Origin of the sequence: Streptomyces sp. NPDC050658, from assembly GCF_044457025.1 — a bacterium.
In the GTDB taxonomy this organism is placed as follows: Bacteria; Actinomycetota; Actinomycetes; order Streptomycetales; family Streptomycetaceae; genus Streptomyces.
The window spans coordinates 89136-109901 of record NZ_JBITGM010000015.1; the positions used below are offsets into that span (position 1 = coordinate 89136).

Here is a 20766-nt window from a genome sequence, read left to right on the forward strand (position 1 = left end):
GGGTGAAGTCTCGCTGTCAGGAGTCCCTGCACAGTCGGAAGAGACTCCTGACAACAACGTTCTCTTCAGATTCCATGCCGTCGGCCTCCGGCCCCTCTCAGACCATGTCGACTGGAGTGGGTCAGGCCGGCGAGATCGCTTGGCTGAGCCTACGACGACAGCTGGCGAGATCTGAAGCCGAGCGGGTCAGACTCCCACAATCGTGAGCGTGCCATTGGCCGTGATTTCATCGATACCCTGTGTCAGGCAGTCCAGGGGATTCACGAGCCCGGCCATCTGCTGCACCAGGCTTCCACCCTCAAATGCGCCGCTGGTGACGGTTCCCGTCACTGTCACGGTTAGTACGCCCGCCACGACTTCAGAGAGGCGTGTGAAGCTGACGGTGCTTGAGCTGCCATCACTCCAGTTGATGACACGAGTACCGGTTTGCGTCCCGTTGAGGCTCGCACACGAGACGTTGAATGTACCCGAGCCGGACGGTGAACCGCCGGACACGATCTGCGGTTTGGTGGCGGATACGCAATCCGTCAGATCCGAGCTGACGACTGAAACTGTCGTCGGCTGTGATGTCAACTTGAGGCCGGGATCGTACGTGGTGGTCGTCTCGGCCGCGCAGGTGATCTGATCGACCTCAGCGGCAGTGTTCGGCGCCGCCATCGCAGCGCTCGCCGAGGCGAGTATGAGGGCAGCTCCAAGCGTAGCTGCTCTTCGAATTGACCTTAAACCTCTAGACATGATCAACCTCCGTGATGTTCTTGATGCGTGTGATGCGCGTGATGCAGAAACCGCAGTCAGTCCCATGACTGCGAACTGATCCTCGAGGCTTGCCCACTCGAGGGTGTTTTAGAGTGACGGCTTGTACCCACTGCCAGAAGAGCGCGCAAAGGCATATAGAGGGGAAAGGTGTGCGCCCCGGCGCAGGATACGGAGCACACATGCGGCAGTGATCGCACCGCGACTCCGCCGATCAGCATCTCGCTGATCGAGGGCGCCCGCGCAATGCGACAGCCCCGCCTCAACTCCAGGGTCAACGTGAATCTCTGGCTCTGTGAATCAGCCAGCCGCCAGCCAAACAAGCAGCTTGACAGCGTCGTACTTGATCCCCCGTCGACCCAAAGGACGGAATTCTCGATCACTTTCTGTTCACAAGCACACAATGTTGCGGCATGTGCAACGCATTATCTGCCTCGCTCCTCTTCCTGGAACCAGGTCCAGGCATTCCAATGGAGGCCTCTAACCACCTGATGCTGGACGCCGTAGAGATATGGAGCGGTACCATGAGCCGAAACTCTGTCGACTCCGTTGTCTCGGCAGATCAACGATCCGTTGGCTTCGCCGGAGAAGTCACGGTCCGACGCAAGGCTGAAGTGGATTTGCCGACCGCCTTCGGCCGATTCACTGCCTACGGTTATCGCTCTATGGAAGACGGAATTGAACATGTCGCGCTCGTCCACGGCACCCTTGGCGATGGCGAGAACCTGCTCGTCCGAATTCACTCCGAGTGTCTGACCGGCGAGGCCCTACACTCACTGCGCTGTGACTGTGGTCCCCAGCTACAGGAATCTATGCGGCGTATTGCCGAGATCGGGCGCGGGATCGTGGTCTACCTGCGCGGCCACGAAGGCCGTGGCATCGGCCTGACGGCCAAGCTGCGTGCCTACGAGCTCCAAGATCGCGGACGCGACACCGTCGACGCCAATCTGGAGCTGGGCCTGCCGGCCGACGCCCGTGACTACACGGCGGGCAGCCACATCCTCGGCGTCCGCAGCGTCGTACTCATGACCAACAACCCTGAGAAGATCTTCGCGTTGTCTTGTCAGGGAGTGTCCGTCCTCGGCCGGGAGCCGATGACCGTCCAGGCGAGCGAGCACAACCTGCGGTACCTCCGCACCAAGCGCGACCGGATGGGCCATGACCTGCTCTGGCACCCCTCACCCGCAGCGCCCGGTGAACAGAGTGCGTAGGGAATCCAGTTCCGTGAACATTGCCCGACTTCTGGAAGGTGAAGTCATTTCAGGGTTGATGATTATCCCGCTGCCTGAAATGCGACACCTCGATCCCATAGGTTCAGAATCCTGAATCTGGGACCAGCCAATCACACCGAATCCCGGAGGTGTACTGATGCCGGAGTACTTTGACTGTCTAGCGTACGACAACAACGACCTTCGCGAATTCCCTCCGCTATCGGGTGGGGTTCCCACGCGTACGCTTCCTGACCACAAAGACCCAGTCGCTCTCGTCGCCATCACGGAGGATGACAGTGCCGAGTTCGCCGATCGGCTCACGGCAGGGTGTCTGCTGGGAATACAGGGAGATCCACGCGTAGGTACCGTTCCATCTCTCACGTATATTCCAGGGGGCGATGTAAAGATCGGCCTGCCCTGTGCCGACGTACAGGGGATCGTCAACCGATGGAAGCACGTCGGAGTGCGCGAGGAGTACATCACCAAAGAGACGCCGGAGCACGTCGTCCAGGTTGATGACTTCCTGATCGGAACCCACCCAGTCACCAATTCCCAGTACAGGGCGTTCCTTTCCGCGACCAACTACGCTCCCCGCCCCGCCTCGTGGCTCTTTGGTGGCTACCCCTGGGACCGCGCAAACCATCCGGTGCACAGCATTAGGGCCGCAGATGCTGATGCCTACGTCGCCTGGCTGCGCGATTTCACAGGAAAGCCGTTTCGACTCCCCAGCGAAGTTGAATGGGAGTACGCGGCAAAGGGGAAATCAGGGCTGGCCTACCCTTGGGGAGACGAGTTCGACACAAGGAAGGCAAATACTTTCGAGTCGGGAATCCACACCACGACGCCAGTCGGGATATATCCCGGCGGCCATTCACCTTTCGGAGTTTGGGATATGGGCGGCAACGTGGAAGAGTATGTCGCCGACGAGTACTCTCCATATCCTGGCGGGACAGAGGTCAAGGATCACCTCTTGGAAGGACTGGGCGCCTACCGGATCGCTCGGGGCGGCTGCTTTGCACGACACGGCGATCTCGCACGGACTCGGCGACGTCATGGAATCATAGGAAGTGCATGCGGCTTCCGGGTGGCTACGTCGGAGGAATAGCGTCGCGAGGCCTGTCTCATCGCACCATCCCCGCTGGGACGTCGCCGTCCGGACAGGACGTCCCCGAGGCCGACCGGCATGACCTCGCACGCCCTCATGCGAAAGGCACCATGCCGCACGCGGGCCGGGGCCCGACGGCGGTCAGTCCGTCCAGGTGAACAACCGCGGCGTGGTCCGCTGGGTGAGCGAGTTGATGGGAGCGCGGGCCGAGTCGATCCTGGGGCCACGGCCTCGATCCAATGGACGGCGATGGCCTGCCACTTGTCGACGACAGCGGGCCGACAGCGGGCAGTTCATCGACGGGGCAAGGTGGACTTCACTCAACCACTGCTGGCGCATGCCGGAGGTCGGCAGGGCGTGGAGATGGCGTCGTTGCTCCAGTCAAGCCGCTCATCGTGGCCTCCGCCTGCCTCTCGCCCACCGGATATCCGGGGGACTTCAGCGCTGACTCCACCGTAGGCTCCACCACCGCGCGCGGGCAGTGATGCCCGACGACAGCATCGGCTTCGAGGGGATGGGCGCCGCCGGGCCTAGCCAGGGTGTCATGGGGCACTGACAACAGGCCGCAGCGCGGCGCCGACAGGAGCGGCTTCATCGGCGATGGTGTCGAACAGCGGCTCGATTCCGAAGTTCTGGCCGACCATGTCGACGACAAGGCCGAGGCGTCCGCCGGCTCGTCGTAGCGAAATGTCGCGTCCATGGCTCCGTCCCGAACGGCGGCGATGGCGGTGTCGGAGTCGAATGATGGCGGTGTCGGAGTCGAATAACGTCACGACGTCCAGCTCGGCGTCGGGGTGGACCTGGTGGAAGCCGCGCAGCAGGCCCGCCAAGGAGAGACGCCGCGCGATCACGTCGACGCGCAAGGCCCTGCTGCCCGGTCGCACCGAGGCGACGGCCCGCTCGGCGGCTTGGAGCAACTCGCGGGCGTGAGGCAGGAACGCCTGCCCGTCGATGATGAATCGCACGCCGTGCGCATCCCGGACGAAGACCCGGGCCCGAGGGCCCTTTCCAGGGCGGCAAGGTGCTTGGAGACTGCCTGCGGTGACGGTTCTCCCCGGCGTCACGATCGGGCATGGCGCCGTGGATGGAACGGCTGAGCGACGGAACAGGCAGGGACTGCCGAACATGCACCCGTCTTCCGGACGCCCGCCTACCGTGGCCCGAGCCACTGCTACGTGTTGGCGAAGAGGGCGGCTGTCGGAATGAACGGAGCCAGCACGCTGAGGCACCAGTACGTACGCGGAGCAAGCTCCGACCTGCGCCTGAGCGGTCTACTGGCCAGCCACCAGAGTGAGGCGTAGAGCACGACGACGGGTACGCCGATCGGCAGCCAGACCAGCATGCCGTCGTTCTCCGTCGGCTCCCGTACGGTCAAGCCGAGATCGGCGAGTGGCCAGTTCGACATGAGGTACCAGACCAGCCAGATCGGCACCACACCCGGGAGCCCGAGCAGCACATTGACCAGTAGCGGTGCCGCCCAGTGCTTCGTCATCCGTTTCCTTTCAGCGGCGTGTCCAACTACGGGCTCAGTGTGGCCGACTGAAATGCTCAATGGCCAACTGAAGCGCTCGGTCACACGCGATCCGCTCGGCGAGCAGCAGCTGCGCATCCTGGCGTGTGCTCGAAAGGAGAAACGGCCGTCGCGCTGTCGCCGCCATGCGTCTTCGATATGGACACCCTAAACGGCGACACGAGGCAGCAACCCGCCACAACCTTCTCTACTCATGGTGTTACGGTCTGTCCGGAAGGAGACCGCATGCGCAGAGCATTGCTGCCTATTGCTGCCGTCAGTGGGGTGTTATTAGCCCTGGTGACCCCATCGGAAGCCTTTGCCTCTTCCGGATTTTTCTATTATCGACACGCCTATACCGATCTACTCGTCAGCCTCCCGGATCCTGGGCATTCGAATTGCATCACCGCGACAGCGAAGGGGACGGTCACCAACGCGACTTCGCGTGACGTCACCTTTTACCCGGACCATCATTGCGGCGGCGAGCCATTCGGAACACTGCCACCGGGATACACGACCGATCTGGTTCCCGGGTTCCATAGCATCATCTTTACGCCCACGTCATGATCGAACCCAATCTCTCGATGCCTACCACCCTGAACTGTCTCAGGCTCAGGCATTGAGTGCGGCACTGCGGATCCCGAAGATCTGACATGCCATCGCATGCCCGTTAATCAAAATTCCTACGGATGGGAAAGCAATGAGATTGCGATTTACCTTAGCTGCCACAGGTGTGGCCGTCCTGCTGGGCGTTGCCTCACCGATCAATGCTCATGCGGCAACTGGAACTTTCCATTACACGCACGCGTATACTAAATTGCCGGTGAAAATCTCCAACCCTGCCGACAACACCTGTCACCAGACCACGGGTATGTCGGAGACGGTGGGCGCGCTCGTCGAGAACAAGACGAACAGCGAAGTTACTCTGTACTCTCTTCCGGGCTGCGCAGGGGAGCCGCTTGGTACCCTGTCCCCCAACCAGAGCACCCCGAATGTCCAGGCATTCGGTAGCGTCAGATTTACGGCCGTCACTCCTTAAGCGGCCCATTAAGTCTTCTCACGCATGATGTTGCGGCAGCGACGGGGCTGCCGCAACATCATGAAATCCATCGATTGCTGCATCTTCCTGCGATCGCACCCTGATTTTCTCTCCGCTTTCTTGAGCGATCTCAGCGGCACATGTACCCCATTACCTGCTTGGAGTCATCTGCATGTGCTGGCGACATGGAGCGCTGTTACTGTGTCTTTCCATTGCGTTATGGCTGCTTGAGACTTCATCGGCACTTGTACCGCACGCGACCGCTATGCCTGATCGCCGTTCGGCCTTGGCGCCATCCTGTGCTCCAAGCGCGGGCTTCAATCACTGCATGCGCTACTCCGGCACCGGCACGGACCAGACCTTCCGAGTCCCCACCGAAGTGACGCAGGTGCATGCCACCGTGAAGGGCGCCGGTGGAGGGGGCGGTTCAGATCGCTTGTCCATGCGCGGCGGCGCCGGTGGCACATCCATCGCAGACCTCTCAGTCACTCCTGGACAGGTGCTCACCGTGACCGTAGGGGAGGGAGGCACGGCCATGGGGGGAGCGGCCACGTACGGGGGAGGAGGAGCAGGTGGCCGAGGAGGGGCGCGCGACGGGGGCGCGGGCGGCGGGATGAGCGCTATTTGGGGCGGGCCTTACGGCCATTCCCCCCTCCTCATCGCGGGCGGAGGTGGAGGTGCGGGAGCCTCGTCGGGCGAGAAGGAGTCAGCCCCGGGCATGGGTGGTGGCCCGTACGGGACGAGCGGCACCATGAGCGAGTCCGGGCAAGAAGGAACCCAGGCCGCTGGTGGAGCGGCCGGCAGCTCAGATCATTGCTCGACATCGCCAACTCCCGCCTCACAGTACGTGGGTGGCAGCGGAGGTTCCCAGGCGGTCTTTGACTCAGGGGGCGGCGGAGGGGGCGGATGGTACGGGGGCGGGGGCGCCGGATGCGGAACTCCTCACGGGGACGCGGGAGGGGGCGGCGGCTCGGGGTTCGTCAACGTCCAGCAAGGAGCTACGGGAACGAGTTCCGCAGGAGGGGGTGGCGAGGGCGGCGTACGGGATCGAGGGCGAGGCGCAGACGGGTCCGTCGTCATCGAGTGGAGCGCTTCTGCCGACGTGGCCGACGTGGCGGTGGTCAAGGCGGTGGAGGGCACAGCGGCACCAGGTGCCCCGATCACCTGGAACATCGAAGTCGAGAACCACGGGCCCTCCCCCGCCACCGACGTCACCCTCACCGACACCCTGCCCAACGCCGTAACCGACCCCACCGGACACATCAAAGACGGCGCCCCCTGCACGACAGAGGGCAGACGCGTGACATGCACCCTCGGCACCCTCCCCGCCGGCGACAAAGTCTCCTTACACATCACAGGAGTTCTCACCCCCACCGCCACCGGCAAGCTGACCAACACCGCAACCGCCAACTCCACCACCAACGACCCCCACACCAACAACAACACAGCAACCTCACGCGTCTGGCTGCAGCCCGTTGCCCAGTCCGCTGATGTGGCGGTGACCAAGGCAGTGGAAGGCACAGCGACACCAGGCGCCCAAATCACCTGGAACATCGAAGTCGAGAACCACGGGCCCTCCCCCGCCACCGACGTCACCCTCACCGACACCCTGCCCAACGCCGTAACCGACCCCACCGGACACATCAAAGACGGCGCCCCCTGCACGACAGAGGGCAGACGCGTGACATGCACCCTCGGCACCCTCCCCGCCGGCGACAAAGTCTCCTTACACATCACAGGAGTTCTCACCCCCACCGCCACCGGCAAGCTGACCAACACCGCAACCGCCAACTCCACCACCAACGACCCCCACACCAACAACAACACAGCAACCTCACGCGTACGTGTCGCTGAGACCCCTGTACCGGCCCCCACTCACCCACCGCGAGGTCCCATGCCTGCTACCGGCCCTGGCCCCACGTTCATCATGCTGATCATCTCTGGCGTTCTTGTCCTGCTCGGCTTCTCGCTTGTGGTGGCGGCGCGCCGTATAAGGAGCAAGTGGGAGGCGGAAGGTTCGCAGGAGGTGCCTGGGTAGGCAGTCGGCGCGGGGCGGAGCCGCTGGAAGCTGGGGCACTTGTCTGCGAGGGCAGTTGACGTAGGCGGCACTACAAGAGAGTTGGGCGTCTACGTGCTCTCGTGTGGCTGCACCTGGGTTATCCATTTCTATTCACCTACGAGAGCTGTGCACTTAAGGAGACAGCATGTTGGACCACGATGACCTGCCTGCCAGGAGCAAGAGTGGCGAGTCCCTCACTCCACCCTCTCGAGCATATTCTGGCGGAAATCACATTGTCGCCGAAGTGAATGGCTTTAACTACGTCCTCCATATGGACAAAACAGCGGTCGGCTATCTCAAGTCGGCGAAAGAGCTTTTTAGCCGGACCTTGAAAATTGCCACTGACGCGTTCGAAGCACTCGAACCGATGGCCATTCTCTTGGAGGCTTACTGCACCTCCGAATTGATCGTGATACAGGCAATGTCACAGCAATCCCCGAACGGGCAGGTCAAGGTATACGGTGTTATCCCTCTACCGCCCGTTGGGGCACTGCCGGACCCGGACTACACGCCTCCCGACGGATGGAACCCTCCGCCCCGACAGAACGATTACCAAGGGTTTACCGTCAATTCCATCAACATACAAGGAAATGAATGGTTCTTTACCGCTGACAACGTCAACTTGAGTTACGGTTCCCCGACATTTCTATTCTCGACGCCACCCGATGGAAACACCTTCCAGATCATTCCTGAGAATGTAAATAGCAGCTGGTACGGGTTTCCTGCCCTCCAGGGGCGCGCAGAATTCAAGGATACGCTGGATACGTGCGCTCGCGACCCCAGGGACGGCACTTGGTGGGTATTCAACGGCCGGTATGCGGCACGCGTGAACCCGCAAAGAACCGAAATCATCAATGGACCTGAAGATTTCCTGAGGACCTTCCGCGGCCTGAGGAGAATCATGGACTTGGAATACGGCGAGGAGGAGAAGCGTCATTGGGAATACGGAATCTCCTGTGCCACGATCAATGAAGATGGCATCCTCACGCTGATCGCAGGAAACAATAGAATGGCAACTCTCCGTCCACAGGATGACATGGATTTCGTGCACATTCCCGGGTTTCAGGTCCCTGGACTTACATGCCCTGGACCCATCTCCAACATATGGGACGGTCTCTCGGATGAGAAGCTTTCCCGCTATATCCAGCAGAACAGGCTCATGAAGGCACTATGCCGAGTGACGCCCGGGAGCGGGATGGGCTACAAAGGGAGGGGAGCCTGGCTCTTCGTGTTCCAAGACACGTTGATCATGCACGTCGACGAGGCCAAAGCCCCCTGGGTCTACAACTGGATGATGTGCCCCTCCGATAAGCCTGGCTCAAACGAATGGTGGTACGGCTGGCAGGCCATGGCTGCCTGCATGGGCGGCGGATGGTCGCACCCACGCTGCTGATTTCGCATCCCACTGAGTCATTGTCAGGACCTGGACGGTCCGGGCGGCAGCCTTGGACCGCATCACTGCACGCTGAACGTGGTGGTCTGCCGGAGCGAACCCTTCCCGCACAGCCCACGAGGCCGTTCAACGAGGGGGTTCGCCCTGGGCTGCCGTCAGCGGGGGCTGCCGCCGGTTGATCCGCCGGCCCCCGTGGAAGCGGGCGCGTGGTGCAAGGGCGCGGGCGGCCTGGCGGGTGTCGGCAGTCCGCCGGTCGGCGCGGGCTTCCGGCGGGTCCAGAGCCGGGTCCGGCTCGGTGGCGCGGTCGCCGTGTGATCCACGTACTCGTACGCGTGGTGATCTCCGTCGCCCTTTGTCGGCGTCATGTTGAGGATGCCGCCGAGCATCGTGGCTTCGACGCCCCGCAGGGTGTGAACGGCGTCGGCGACCTGGTGGCGGCTGGTCTTCGCGCAACGCGTCACCAGCAGGTAGCCGTCCACCGCCGGGGCGATCGAGGGTGTGTCCGTCACCGGAAGCACCGATGCGGTGTCGACGACCACATGGTCGAACTTTTCCGCGAGCGCGCGGAGCACCGCCCGGAACCGCTCAGAGCCGAGCATCTCCGCGGGGTTGGTGGGAATGGCCCCGCTGGTGAGCACCGCGAAGGAGTGCGCCGACTGCAGCACCTGCTCGGGCTGTGCCTGGCCGGTCATCACCGTGGTGAGTCCGGGATGCTGATCCAGGCCGAGAGTGCGCGCCACAGTGGGCCGACGCAGGTCGGCGTCCACCAGGCACACGGAGGAACCGGCCTCGGCGAGCGTGGCGGCCAGGTTGACCGCGATGCTGGTCTTGCCCTCTCCGTGCAGGGCACTGGTGACCGCGATGATCTTGGGCGGGTCGTCGATGTCCACGAACTGCAGGCCGGTGCGCAGCCGTCGGAAGTCCTCCGCGCGTCGGCCGGCCGTGTCGTCGCGGGTGGCCAACGGGCAGTCGGGCGTGCGCGCGTCATGGGTGACGCTTCCCAGAACAGGCGGCCCGCCGGCTTGGACCAGACACTGCGTGAGAGCGCCGCGCGAGCGCACCGAGGTGTCCAGGGACTCCCGTACGAACACGAAGGCAGCTGCCAGTACGAGTCCGCCCGCGAGTCCCAGTGCGACATCGACCGCGACGTTCGGCGAGGAGGGTTCGGAGGGCTTGGCCGCAGGCTCGGTGATGCTCAACCGCACGGGTGAGGTACGAGCGTTCACGGGCCGTTCGATGTCGGCGATGACGTGCGCGAAACGTTCGGCGACGGCATTGCTGAGGCGAGCTGCCTCGGACGGCGTGGTGTCCGTGACGGTGATGTTGAGCAGAACGGTGTCGAGCGGCACCTCAGTGGTGATCTTCTGGGCGAGTTGACCGGGCGTCATCTTCAGGCGCAGGTCCCGCACGACCGGCTCGGTCACCTTCGGGCTCACCACCACTTTCGCGTAGGAGAGGACGCGTGCCTGGGCGAAGGTGTTGCCCTGGTTGAGTTTGACCGTGTCGTCCCAGTCCTGAAGCGACACGAAGAGTGTTGACGTAGCCCGGTACTGCGGCGTGGCGACCTGGGCGGCGAGCGCTCCGATCGCCGTTCCCAGCAGGCCTAAGACCACGAGGGCGCGCCAGCGGCGGCCGAGGATCCGGAGGTAGTTGGGCAGATCCAAGATATTCCGTCCCCTTTGAGGCGGTCAGCAAGGGATGCGTGGTTCTTCAAGAGACAAAGGGAGCGTACTGCTCTAAAGTCGTCGAATTGCGCAACCTCGACCTCTGTGCTCGGTCCTTCTGACGCCAGTCCGGTGATTCGCATGCGCCACTTGGAGGCTTGTTACGCCACAACGGTTATCAAGCCTTGCCGACAGCTATGTATGTGCACATCCACAGGCGCGGGTCGCACCATGCCGTCGGCCTGATCTCATATCTGAGGAGCGTGAATGCGATGACGGCCTTATCGAGATGGCGTGCCGCCCTCGCCGTCGGGGCGACATCCGCTGTCCTGACAGCCACACCACTGGTCGGGGTACCGACCGCCTATGCCGCACCGTATCCGCCGACGGATGAGACTCTCGGCCTCAGCGATACCGTCGTCGAACCAGGAGACCCGATCACTTTCGAAGGGGCGGGTTTCGAATCGGTCGATGAGATCGAATCGGCGCTCTTCTCCCGCAAGGTGGTGCTGGGTCAGCACATCGCCGACATCAACGGCCGTGTGGTGGACACCGTCACCATCCCCAAGCACATCCCTCCGGGGAGGCACGAATTCCGGCTCACGGCCGTGGCCCCGGAGCACACCGTCTCGGTCTGGATCACCGTGCACAAGGACCGGCCGAATCTCGCCAACACCGGTGAGGACGACAGCACCGCCCTGCTGGGCGGAGCGGGTGTACTGGTGCTGGTCGGCGGCGGCGCGGTCTTGGCAGCCCGGCGCCTGAAGCGCCGCTGAGCGTCGAGGCCTCGTCGTGCGACTGAGACAACTGCGGTGCCGCCTGTGGCGGCCGGAAGGAACGCACCCCTCCCTGCGCACGCCTTCACGGCGTCGCGTCAGATACCTGCTGGCGGCCGCTGCCGTGCTGTGCCTGGCGGGCACCGGTTGGATCCTCGTCACCGGAATGCTCGCCCGCACCGAGTTGCTGGCGGCCCAGCGACAGCTGGGTGCCGTCCGGCAATCCGTCGCGGATGCCTCGGCCAAGGCCACTCCGGGCGGCCAAGAGGCGAAGCTGCGGTCCGCGGCCGCTCATGCCGACCGGGCACATCGGCTCACCACCGGACCTGCCTGGTACGCGGCCTCACACGTGCCGTTCCTGGGTCGGCCGGTCAGCACGGTCCGCGGTGCGGCGGATGCCGCCGACCGGTTGGTCCACGATGTGCTGCCTCCGATGGTGCACATGGCGTCCCAGTTGGGCGGCAAGGCACGGCACGGCGGCCTTCCGGTGCTGCTGTCCTCGCTCGAGAGCAGCGCCCCTGCCCTCGAGCAGGCGGCTCGGGCCACTGCCGAATCCCGCGCCATGGCCGCCGCCCTGCCCCGTACGCCCTGGCTGCCGGCCGTCGATCACGCGCGGGCCCAACTGGTCTCCCAACTTGACCAGATGGCACCCCACACGTCCGAGGCCGCGGTGGCGGCCCGCGTCGTTCCGCCCATGCTCGGAGCACACGGTCCGCGACGGTACCTCCTCGTGATCCAGAACACGGCCGAATCCCGGGGTACGGGAGGGCTGCCCGGCGCCTTCGCCGTGCTGAGGGCCCATCAGGGAAAGCTGAAGTTCGAGACCTTCGGCACCGACACCGTGCTGGAAAATGTGCGTCCTACGCTCGACCTGGGGGCCGAGTACCGCGCGCGGTACCGCGCCATGGACCCCACCGGCACCTGGGCCAACTCCAACGTCAGTCCTCATTTCCCCCATGCGGCCCGTATCTGGGCTGCGGCCTGGCGTAAACACAGCGGACAGCGGTTGGACGGCGCGATCGCTCTCGATCCCAGCACACTGTCGCGGCTTCTCCGGGCGACGGGACCGGCCCGGCTGCACGACGGAACGACGGTCACCGCGGGCAACGTACTGGACCTGGCCGAGCGCACCGGTTACGCCCGCTTCTCCGACAGCCGGGAGCGCAAGGCGTACTTCCTTGAGGTGGCGCGCGCCACCTCCACGAGGCTCGTCGGCGCCATGGACGACGCCCCTCAGTGGCTGCCGGGGTTGTTCAGGGCCGCATACGACGTCGCGGGTGAGGGACGCCTTCAGGTCTGGAGCGCGCAGCCTCGGGAGCAACGCCTGCTGCAGACCCGGCCGTTGGCCGGTGCCCTGCCCGCGGAACCAGGACCTTTCGCCGGACTGATCGTCAACAATGCCGCAGGCGGAAAGCTCGACTACTACCTCGACCGGAAACTGCACTGGATTCCGGGCCGCTGCACCTCCGAGGGCCGACAGGTCGCCGCGCGGATCACCCTCACCAACCGGGCTCCCGCATCAGGCCTCCCTCCCTATGTCACCCAGCGCGTGGACAAGCCGCACTACCGCACCAAGCCGGGTGACAACCGGCTGCTCGTCTCCTACTACGCCAGCTCGGGCGCCGAGTTGACCGGTGCGACCCTGGACGGCCGTCGTGCGCTGGTGTCCAGCGGCGTCGAACGCGGTCATGGCGTCCACACGCTGGACGTGGAGCTGCCCGCGCAGCGCAGCCGCACGGTGACGCTCCACCTCCTTGAGCCGATCAGCGACCGGCCCCCGGTGCTGTTGCGCCAGCCGCTGGTCACCCCGCTGCACACCCGCGTTGAGCCCTACCCTGCCTGCGGTGGCTGACCGGGACGCGACGCGCCCGGCCCTCAGCGTCGAAACGGGGCGGGCAGCCCTCAGCGTCGAAGCGGGGCGGGCAGCCCCGGGCGTCGGTCGCCATGCGAGTGAATTCACGCTCCTGGCAGTTCCCCTCGGCCTGACCGTGGGGACTTCTCCCGCCATGAGATTACATAAAGCCCTCGGCACCGCCGTCATGCTGCTCGCAATGATCGGCGCACCCGCACTCACCCTTGCCCCGACAGCGACCGCGGCCGCCACGGCCGCCACGGCCGCCACGGCCATGCCATGCAAGGCCCAAGACGACACATGCACGCTTCCCCCCGACCCGGGCCCCTGCAGTAACACTCTCCTGCGCTGGTACTACAACCCCGCGACCGGTGAATGCGAACCGTTCATCTATGGCGGCTGCGGAGGAAACGCCAACAACTTCGCCACGAAGGAGCAGTGCGAAATGCACTGCCCAACGGGTATCGGCGCCCCCGGCAAGGCCGATGGGAACATGGGCACGCGCATCAGCTGACGCGGGCCATCCGCGCAAGCAGAGCCATTCGGATCAGTGCCCGGCACGGCTGGAACTGGCCGGCACACTCCTCGGGCATGATAGGCGACATTGCACATATAGGGGCCCACATAGGTGTTTTTGGGCTTCTGCCAGGGAGAGCGGAAGAAGTGAGCGACAGCCCGTTACGGGGACAGCGAGCCCCGTTACAAGGACAGCGAGCAGTGAACCGGGTTACCGCAGCCGTCGGTTGGGGCGCCCTTCTCGTGGCCGGGTCCGCGCTGGCGTGCTTTCTCCTGGCACGGGAACAGGCGCCGGAATGGGCGCCCGTCGCCGTGTGCTCCCTTCTCCTGGTCGGGCTGCGTCCCCAACTCCCGCTCCTGGCGCTGCTGTGCGCCCTGCCCCTGGTCGCCGCAGCGGGTTTCGGCGGCATGGCGGTCTTCGCGGTGGTGATCGCCGCCGTGACTCTCGTCGGCTTCCACGCCGCGGTGAAGGGCTTCCGGCCGGGCATCGACGTGGCTCTGATCGTGCTCCTGGCCGTCGTACTGCTGGTGAGTTGCGTGCTGCCTCGGATGGCAGGGGCAGCAGCGACCGACGGCGCGTGGAACGATCTGCGCTACCTGCTGGCGGGGCTCGCCGTGCTGGCCGCCTGCCTGGTGGCCGCACCGGACCCTCGCCGCGTCGCGCAACTGACCGCCTGTTGCGGATCAGGCACAGCGGCGTACCTGCTCATGTGCGGTGATCACGCTCAGGGCCGCCTGTTCGGACTGGGCCTGAACCCGAACTACGTGGGTGTCCTTCTCGCCCTCGCCACGGTCGCGGCCGTGGGTATCGCCAAGGCGAGCAGGAACTGGATGTGGCTGCTGCCCGCTCTGGTCTGCGCCGCGGCCGTCTTCGAAACGCGCTCACGTGGCGCGTTCCTGGCGGTCCTCGCAGGCCTCGCCTGTCTGTTCCTCGCCGGTCGGCCGGCACGCCAGAAAGTACTGCTGGTATTTGCGGGCCTCGTCGCCGTCCTGGTGCTCCCCGGCACCCTGAACTCCCAGAACGGGCTGACCGGCGACAGGAGCAGCACGGAACTGGCCGCCAACAGCGAGGTCCGGACGCAGGCAGCGCTCCTGGCGGCGCGCGTGGCCTTCGAGAACCCACTGCGCGGGATCGGTTACGCGAGGTTCCCCGACTTCGCCGCGTCCGCTGCCGACCTCCACGTCTCCATCAACACCCACAACGACTACCTGCGGCTCGCCGCGGAGGCCGGCGCCCTGGCCCTCGTGCTGTTCGTGGCCCTGATGTGGCGGGGCCTGGCACGCCGCTGTTCGGGATACGAGGCCGTACTGCGGGCCGTTGTCGTGGCCTACGCGGGGGCGCTCGTGTTCGCCAACACGCTGTCGAACCTCGTGGTGACCATCGCGTTCTGGATGGCGCTGGGCTGCCTGCTCGCCCGTACCTCTGACAGCGGGAGCCCCGCTCCACCCGCGTCCGGCCGACGCCGGCCGCGCCCTCCGACCCGTACGAAGAAGAACCATCCACGCGGTGCGCGGTGCCACACCGATCAACGCGCCGCCTGCTTGTCCTGAATCCCACCGCCTGCTTGTCCTAAGGAGACAACAGTGGTCGATTGCCAGACCGAGATCAGCCAGGGCCGCCGATTCGCGTTCGGCCAGAACTGGCGGAAGTTCGGGCAACTCATCGACGAGGAACGCATCATCGGCGCCCAGAAGTCCCTGGAAAACGCCCTGGGGACCACGGACCTGACGGGGCGCACCTTTCTCGACATCGGCTGCGGCAGCGGTCTGTTCTCCCTCGCCGCCCTGCGCCTTGGGGCACGCGTCCGGTCCTTCGACTACGACCCCGACTCGGTGGCCGCCGCCCGGAAGGTGCGCAAGGAGTTCGCCCCGGACAGTGAATGGGACATCGAGTGCGCCTCCATTCTCGATGCCGGATTCGTGAAGAAACTCGGGCAGTTCGACATCGTCTACTCGTGGGGGGTGCTGCACCACACGGGTGCCTTATGGAAGGCGATGGACGCCGCCTGCGGGCTGGTCGCCCCGAACGGCGCCCTGTACGTGTCGATCTACAACGACCAGGGAGGGGAAAGCCACATGTGGACCTCGGTGAAACGCCGGTACAACGAGTCCGGGCCGGTGATGCGGCGCCTGCTGCTGGTCGGCAGTGTGCTCTATCTCGGCAGAAGGCTTCCCTTGCGGGTGGCGACCGGGCTGATGCGACGCGGAGCCGGATCCAAGGTCCGGACCGAGCCCCGGCCGCGGGGGATGTCACGCAGGCATGACCTCGTCGACTGGGTGGGCGGCTACCCCTTCGAAGTGGCCTCACCGGAGCAGGTGTTCGGCTTCTGCCGGGACCGCGGGTTCCATCTGCGCCACATGAAGACCTGCAAGGGCGGGATCGGCTGCAACGAGTTCGTCTTCCGCCGTCTGTGAACCCTTCCCGGCCTCGCTTTCCGCCCTCGCCTCCCCCTCCTCAGCGCCGCGCGCCCCGCGTCGCAACCGCGATGTCCGCAAGGTCGGAGGCCCCTGGCAGCAGCCGCCGCCAGGGAGTGCCGGACACCCGGACGAAGAGGGCCAACTGGACTGCGGCCAGGGCGACATAGGCGAGGGTGGACGCGACCGCACAGCCCGCGGCGCCCCAGACCGGGATCAGCAGCACGTTCAGCGCGACGTTCACCAGCAGCGCGAGCAGGGACGGGACAACGGTGAAGCGTGCCGGCCGGCAGCGCAGCAGATACGCGACGGCCGGCCGGCTCCCGGCGAGTACCAGCACACCCGGCACGAGCAGGGCGACGATGCCGGCCACGTCCGCGTAGGCACGTCCGTAGACGGGGGTGACCAGGGCGGACGTCACCACGACGGTCGTCACCGCCGACCCGACCACCAGCAGGACCATGGTGCGGGTGATGCGAGCGGTGACGGCCGCCGCCAGGTCCTGGCTGTCGGCGAACTGGCGGGACAGCGAGGTCTGTGACACCGCGTCGATGACGAGCCGACCCCACTCCGCCAAGGTGACCGCGAGCGAGTAGATGCCGACCGCGTGGGGGCCGCTCAGCGCGTTGAGGAGGAACAGGTCGGATCTGAGCAACGCGTACGACGCCGCCGTACCGGCATGCAGCTTCAGGCCCTTGGCACAGGTGAGCCGCGCGGCCTTGAAGTCCGGCCGGCGGACGGGGAATCCACCGGCGGCCACCAGCGTGAGCAGCGGCACGGCGAGGGACAGCACCCAGATGACCACCACCCAGTACACGGTCAGCCGGCCGGTGAGGCCGAGCGCCACCAGTGCCCCGCATTGGACGACCGCGCCCAGCAGCGTCGCCGTACCCGACAGGCCCGCCCGGCCTGTCAGCAGCGCGATGTTGCTACCGTAGAGCACCCCCACGCCCAGCGGCACGCCCGCACATGCCGTGATCAGCAGCCACAGGTCCGGAAGGTTGGCCGCGCCGCTGAGACAGTTGGCCGCCATGACCGCCAGTAGTGCGGCTCCCGTGCCGATGAGCAGGCCCAGCGGGAGGCTGTTGGCCCGCAGCGAAGCGCGCACCGAACGCTCGGACCACAGGGCGGTCTGTGCCTGCTCCACGGACAGGTGGCCCAGTGCCATGGCGGTACTCGCCACGGTGACCGCCATGTAGTACGTGCCGCGATCGTCCGGGGCGAGCGACCGCGCCACGACAACGCTCGCGAAGGCGCCGAGGACGAGCGTGCCGGTGCGGGCTCCCAGCATTCCCAGGAACTGAGAGCCCCGGTCAGCCACGACGGTGTACTCCGGTGGCCGGCGAGGCCGGGGGCGCGGCGACGGGCTGGTCGACGAACCGACGGTGCCACAGCTCGAACTGCATCAGTGCCCACAGGCGGCTGGCGTGGTTCTGCCCTTGCTCGTGCTCGGTCAGGAGCGTCCTGACGGCTTCGGGCCGGAACAGTCCCCGGGAGCTCGCCGTCCGGTCGGTGAGGACGTCCCAGGCCAGTTCCTTGAGCTCGGTGCGCAACCAGTCTCCGAGCGGGACTCCGAACCCCTGTTTCGGCCGGTGCAACAGGTCGTAGGGCAGCCAGTCCTCCAGCGCCTTCTTCAGGAGGTACTTCGTGGTGCCGCCCCGGACCTTGAGGCCGGCCGGCAATCCGGCCGCCCAATCCATCAGCCGGTGGTCGAGGAAGGGCGAGCGTCCTTCCAGGGAGTTGGCCATGGTGGTGATGTCGACCTTCACCAGAAGGTCGCCCGGCAGATAGGTGTTGACGTCGACGTCCATGAGCCGGTTGAGCGGATCGGCGGCGTGCGACGCGCTAAACGCCTGGTCGAGCAGTTCGTAGCTGTCGGTTCCCGCCAGTTCCTCACGCATCCAGTCGGTGTAAAGGGCGTGCTTCTGCTCGGGGGTGAAGTACGACATGAGCCGGGCGTATTGGCGGTGCGGCGGCTGGCCCAGCAGCTGCAGCGCGTGTCCGGCGCGCCGCCGCCGCGAGCCGACCGGACCGCCCTGGACGAGCGAGCCTCCCAAGCGGCCGAGGACCGGACGTGCGCCGACAGGAATCCTGAGCCGCCCGGCCCGGGCCATGAGGGCGTAGCGCGTGTACCCGCCGAAGGCCTCGTCGCCCCCGTCGCCATTGAGTGCGACGGTGACGTGACGGCGGCTCAGTTGGGCCACGAAGAACGAGGGGATGGCGGAGGAATCGGCGAACGGTTCGTCGAAGTGCCAGGTCAGCGTCGGCAGCGCGGCCAGGGCGGAGGCCTCGACCACCAGCTCGTGGTGGTCGGTGCCGTACCGCTCTGCCACCGCGCGGGCGTGCTCCCGCTCGTCGTACCGAGCGTCCTCGAAGCCCACGCAGAACGTCTTCACGGGCTCTGCGCTCGACCGCGCCATCGCGGCGACGACCGCGGAGGAGTCGATTCCGCCGGACAGGAAGGCTCCCAGGGGACGCTCGGCGATCATCCGGACCCTGGTGGCGTCAAGCAGCAGTTCGCGGGTCCGTTCGACGGCCTCCTGCTCGCTGATCTCGGGACCGGGAGTGAAGTCCAGGGACCAGTACCGCCGTACGCTCATCCGTCCGTCCTGCCAGCTGAGCAGATGGCCGGGCGGCAGCTTGCGGACCCCGCGTTGGATCGACCAGGGCGCGGGGACGTACTGGTAGGTGAGGTAGTGGTGCAGGGCGACCAGATCGAGATCGCGGCTGAGACCGGGCAGGGCGCTCAGCGCCTTCAGTTCGGAGGCGAACGCCAGGGAGCCCTCGGCATGCCGGTAGTACAGCGGCTTCTTGCCCACGCGGTCGCGTGCGAGCAGCAGCCGCCGCTCCTTGGCGTCCCACAGGGCGAAGGCGAACATGCCGCGTAACCGGTGGACCAGCTCGTCGCCGTGCTCCTCGTACAGGTGGACCAGGCACTCGCTGTCGCTGTTCGTGCGGAACCTGTGTCCCAGGTTCCGCAGCTCCGTGCGGAGTTCCGCGAAGTTGTAGATCTCGCCGTTGAACACGGCGACGACGCTGCGGTCCTCGTTGTAGACGGGCTGGTCGCCCCCGGCGACGTCGATGATGGCCAGCCGTCGCATGCCCAGTGCCGCCTGCCCGTCGCTGTGCAGTCCCTCCCCGTCCGGGCCGCGATGGACGATCAGATCGCACATCGCCCGCACGACCGCGGGGTCCGGAGACGTGGTGGAGACGATTCCCGCTACGCCGCACATCGCCGCTCCAGGAGTTCGCGGTACAGGGAGACATAGCGGTCCGTCATCGCCTCCACGCTGAGGTTGGCGCGGGCCCACGCACGCCCTTGGCGCCCCAACTCTTCGGCGAATTCCCGGTTCTCGAGCAGGTGCTGCACGCCGTTGGCGAGCGCTTCCGCGTCCGCTGGGCGCACCAGCACGCCATGCCCGCGCAGCAGTTCCGGCGTGCCGCCCACGGAGGTGGCGACCACGGGCCTGCCCGCCGCGAGCGCCTCCATGACGGCGTTGCTGCATCCCTCGTGGAGGGAGGGCAGGACGACCACGTCCGCTCGCGCCAGGAATCGCGCCACATCGGTGCGGGCGCCCAGGAACCGTGCGTCGATTCCCAGTCGTTGGGCCTGCTCCTTCAAGGCTGTGCGTGTCGGGCCGTTCCCGATGAGTACGAGGGTGCAGTCGCGCCCTCTCGAGCGGAGCAGGGCACAGGCCTCGAGGAGGTATCGGTGCCCCTTGTGCGCGGCGAGGTTCGCCACGCAGACGACGAGCGGCAGAGTGGTCGCGACCTCGGCCGCCGGCGCCTGTTCGAAGTCCCGTGGGGGCATGCCGTTGGGGATCACCGTGATCTTGGAGGCGGGTACGCCCTCGTTCCGGCGGACGTCGTCCGCCACGGCCTGCGCGTTGGCGACCACGGAGTCCGTCCACCGTGTCGCCAGCCGCTCCGCGGCGAGCGCGAGGTGGTGATCCTTCTTGTAGTCGCCGAGGCTTCGCCGTCCGGCCACGAGGACCGGCACACGGGCGAGTCGGGCCGCGGGCGCGGCGGTCAGGTAGGAGTGGAACAGAAACGCCTGGAGAATCTGGGGCCGGGTCCGCCTCAGGTAGCGGACGAGCCGGCAAAAGGCCCGTACGTTGGCCGTCAGCCCCCTCAACAGAGGCCGACGGCCCTGAAATCCGAGGTCCACGATCTTGACCCCGGAGCCCCGGACTTCCGCTTCGCGCGGTCCTCTGCGGAACATGACCAGCAGGTCGGTGCGGATGCCTCGCTCGTTCAACTCCCGGGCGAGCAGGGCGATCTGCTTCTCCGCCCCACCCAGTCCGAGCTGACCGATCATCAGACAGACGCGGTCGGGGGTCGGTCCGGGTCGGCGCCAGTGAGTGCCGGACCGCGTCGCCAGCTCGTCTTCTTTTAACGGCATATAGGGCACACTCGCCATTCTGCTCAAATTTGGAATGTCGTGGTTTAGTGTATTTTCCATGTCGATCACAG

General features: G+C 65.8%; 15 protein-coding genes and 2 pseudogenes. 10 read left to right on the forward strand and 7 right to left on the reverse strand.

The genetic code is table 11. The features are described from left to right. Window positions 1–186: 186 nt before the first annotated feature. Window positions 187–657 carry a hypothetical protein gene (locus ACIBKX_RS37155; RefSeq protein ID WP_363275686.1) on the reverse strand — a complete coding sequence of 157 codons (471 nt, stop codon included), beginning with the start codon at window positions 655–657 and terminating at the stop codon, window positions 187–189. Between the two features lie 683 nt (window positions 658–1340). Between ACIBKX_RS37155 and ribA the strand changes: the two are divergent. Together ribA and ACIBKX_RS37165 are read left to right on the forward strand one after the other, a co-directional pair. After that, window positions 1341–1964 (forward strand): annotated as a pseudogene (gene ribA / locus ACIBKX_RS37160) (GTP cyclohydrolase II); the annotation flags it as partial. A 157-nt stretch (window positions 1965–2121) separates the two neighbouring features. After that, a complete protein-coding gene (locus ACIBKX_RS37165) occupies window positions 2122–3069 on the forward strand; it encodes an SUMF1/EgtB/PvdO family nonheme iron enzyme (RefSeq protein WP_363275687.1) in 948 nt (315 codons plus the stop codon). Window positions 3070–3665: 596 nt separating this feature from the next. Here the strand turns inward: ACIBKX_RS37165 and ACIBKX_RS37170 are convergent. Both ACIBKX_RS37170 and ACIBKX_RS37175 read right to left on the reverse strand, forming a co-directional pair. Beyond that, window positions 3666–4114 (reverse strand): annotated as a pseudogene (locus tag ACIBKX_RS37170) (LysR family transcriptional regulator); the annotation flags it as partial. Window positions 4115–4240: 126 nt separating this feature from the next. Then, entirely contained in the window at window positions 4241–4561 is a 321-nt protein-coding gene (locus ACIBKX_RS37175; protein ID WP_363275688.1) for a hypothetical protein, read from the reverse strand. Between the two features lie 264 nt (window positions 4562–4825). Here ACIBKX_RS37175 and ACIBKX_RS37180 point away from each other — a divergent pair, with 264 nt between their 5' ends. The 3 genes from ACIBKX_RS37180 to ACIBKX_RS37190 all read left to right on the forward strand — a co-directional run bounded on the left by ACIBKX_RS37180 (window position 4826) and on the right by ACIBKX_RS37190 (window position 9070). Further along, complete coding sequence (locus ACIBKX_RS37180; RefSeq protein ID WP_363275689.1) at window positions 4826–5146, forward strand: hypothetical protein; 321 nt, start codon at window positions 4826–4828, stop codon at window positions 5144–5146. A 1574-nt stretch (window positions 5147–6720) separates the two neighbouring features. Further along, window positions 6721–7656 carry a DUF11 domain-containing protein gene (locus ACIBKX_RS37185; RefSeq protein ID WP_363275690.1) on the forward strand — a complete coding sequence of 312 codons (936 nt, stop codon included), beginning with the start codon at window positions 6721–6723 and terminating at the stop codon, window positions 7654–7656. A gap of 166 nt (window positions 7657–7822) precedes the next feature. Then, a complete protein-coding gene (locus tag ACIBKX_RS37190) occupies window positions 7823–9070 on the forward strand; it encodes a hypothetical protein (protein ID WP_363275691.1) in 1248 nt (415 codons plus the stop codon). Window positions 9071–9225: 155 nt separating this feature from the next. Here ACIBKX_RS37190 and ACIBKX_RS37195 read toward each other — a convergent pair whose 3' ends face one another. After that, a complete protein-coding gene (locus tag ACIBKX_RS37195; RefSeq protein WP_363275692.1) occupies window positions 9226–10734 on the reverse strand; it encodes a polysaccharide biosynthesis tyrosine autokinase in 1509 nt (502 codons plus the stop codon). A gap of 272 nt (window positions 10735–11006) precedes the next feature. Here ACIBKX_RS37195 and ACIBKX_RS37200 point away from each other — a divergent pair, with 272 nt between their 5' ends. The 5 genes from ACIBKX_RS37200 to ACIBKX_RS37220 all read left to right on the forward strand — a co-directional run bounded on the left by ACIBKX_RS37200 (window position 11007) and on the right by ACIBKX_RS37220 (window position 16293). Beyond that, the gene (locus ACIBKX_RS37200; protein WP_363275732.1) at window positions 11007–11510 is read left to right on the forward strand and encodes an LPXTG cell wall anchor domain-containing protein; all 504 of its coding nucleotides are present in this window, start codon (window positions 11007–11009) and stop codon (window positions 11508–11510) included. A gap of 16 nt (window positions 11511–11526) precedes the next feature. Further along, the gene (locus ACIBKX_RS37205) at window positions 11527–13362 is read left to right on the forward strand and encodes a DUF4012 domain-containing protein (RefSeq protein ID WP_363275693.1); all 1836 of its coding nucleotides are present in this window, start codon (window positions 11527–11529) and stop codon (window positions 13360–13362) included. Further along, window positions 13355–13876, forward strand: a complete 522-nt coding sequence (locus ACIBKX_RS37210; protein WP_363275694.1) for a BPTI/Kunitz domain-containing protein — start codon at window positions 13355–13357, stop codon at window positions 13874–13876. The genes ACIBKX_RS37205 and ACIBKX_RS37210 overlap by 8 nt, the downstream gene beginning before the upstream one ends. 203 nt (window positions 13877–14079) lie before the next feature. Continuing rightward, on the forward strand, window positions 14080–15429 hold the full coding sequence (locus ACIBKX_RS37215) for an O-antigen ligase family protein (RefSeq protein WP_363275695.1): 1350 nt from the start codon (window positions 14080–14082) through the stop codon (window positions 15427–15429). 33 nt (window positions 15430–15462) lie between these two features. Beyond that, window positions 15463–16293, forward strand: a complete 831-nt coding sequence (locus ACIBKX_RS37220) for a class I SAM-dependent methyltransferase (protein ID WP_363275696.1) — start codon at window positions 15463–15465, stop codon at window positions 16291–16293. Window positions 16294–16333: 40 nt separating this feature from the next. Here ACIBKX_RS37220 and ACIBKX_RS37225 read toward each other — a convergent pair whose 3' ends face one another. Genes ACIBKX_RS37225 through ACIBKX_RS37235 form a run of 3 tightly spaced genes read right to left on the reverse strand, consistent with a single transcriptional unit; the run spans window position 16334 to window position 20695 of the window. Then, the gene (locus ACIBKX_RS37225; protein ID WP_363275697.1) at window positions 16334–17614 is read right to left on the reverse strand and encodes a polysaccharide biosynthesis C-terminal domain-containing protein; all 1281 of its coding nucleotides are present in this window, start codon (window positions 17612–17614) and stop codon (window positions 16334–16336) included. Next, window positions 17607–19526 (reverse strand): asparagine synthase (glutamine-hydrolyzing), encoded by a 1920-nt coding sequence (asnB, locus tag ACIBKX_RS37230; RefSeq protein ID WP_363275698.1) that lies wholly within the window; start codon window positions 19524–19526, stop codon window positions 17607–17609. The genes ACIBKX_RS37225 and asnB overlap by 8 nt, the downstream gene beginning before the upstream one ends. Continuing rightward, window positions 19514–20695: a glycosyltransferase gene (locus tag ACIBKX_RS37235; protein WP_399377079.1), complete on the reverse strand. Its 1182-nt coding sequence runs from the start codon at window positions 20693–20695 to the stop codon at window positions 19514–19516. Before ACIBKX_RS37235 ends, asnB begins: the two co-directional genes overlap by 13 nt. Between the last annotated feature and the right edge of the window lie 71 nt (window positions 20696–20766).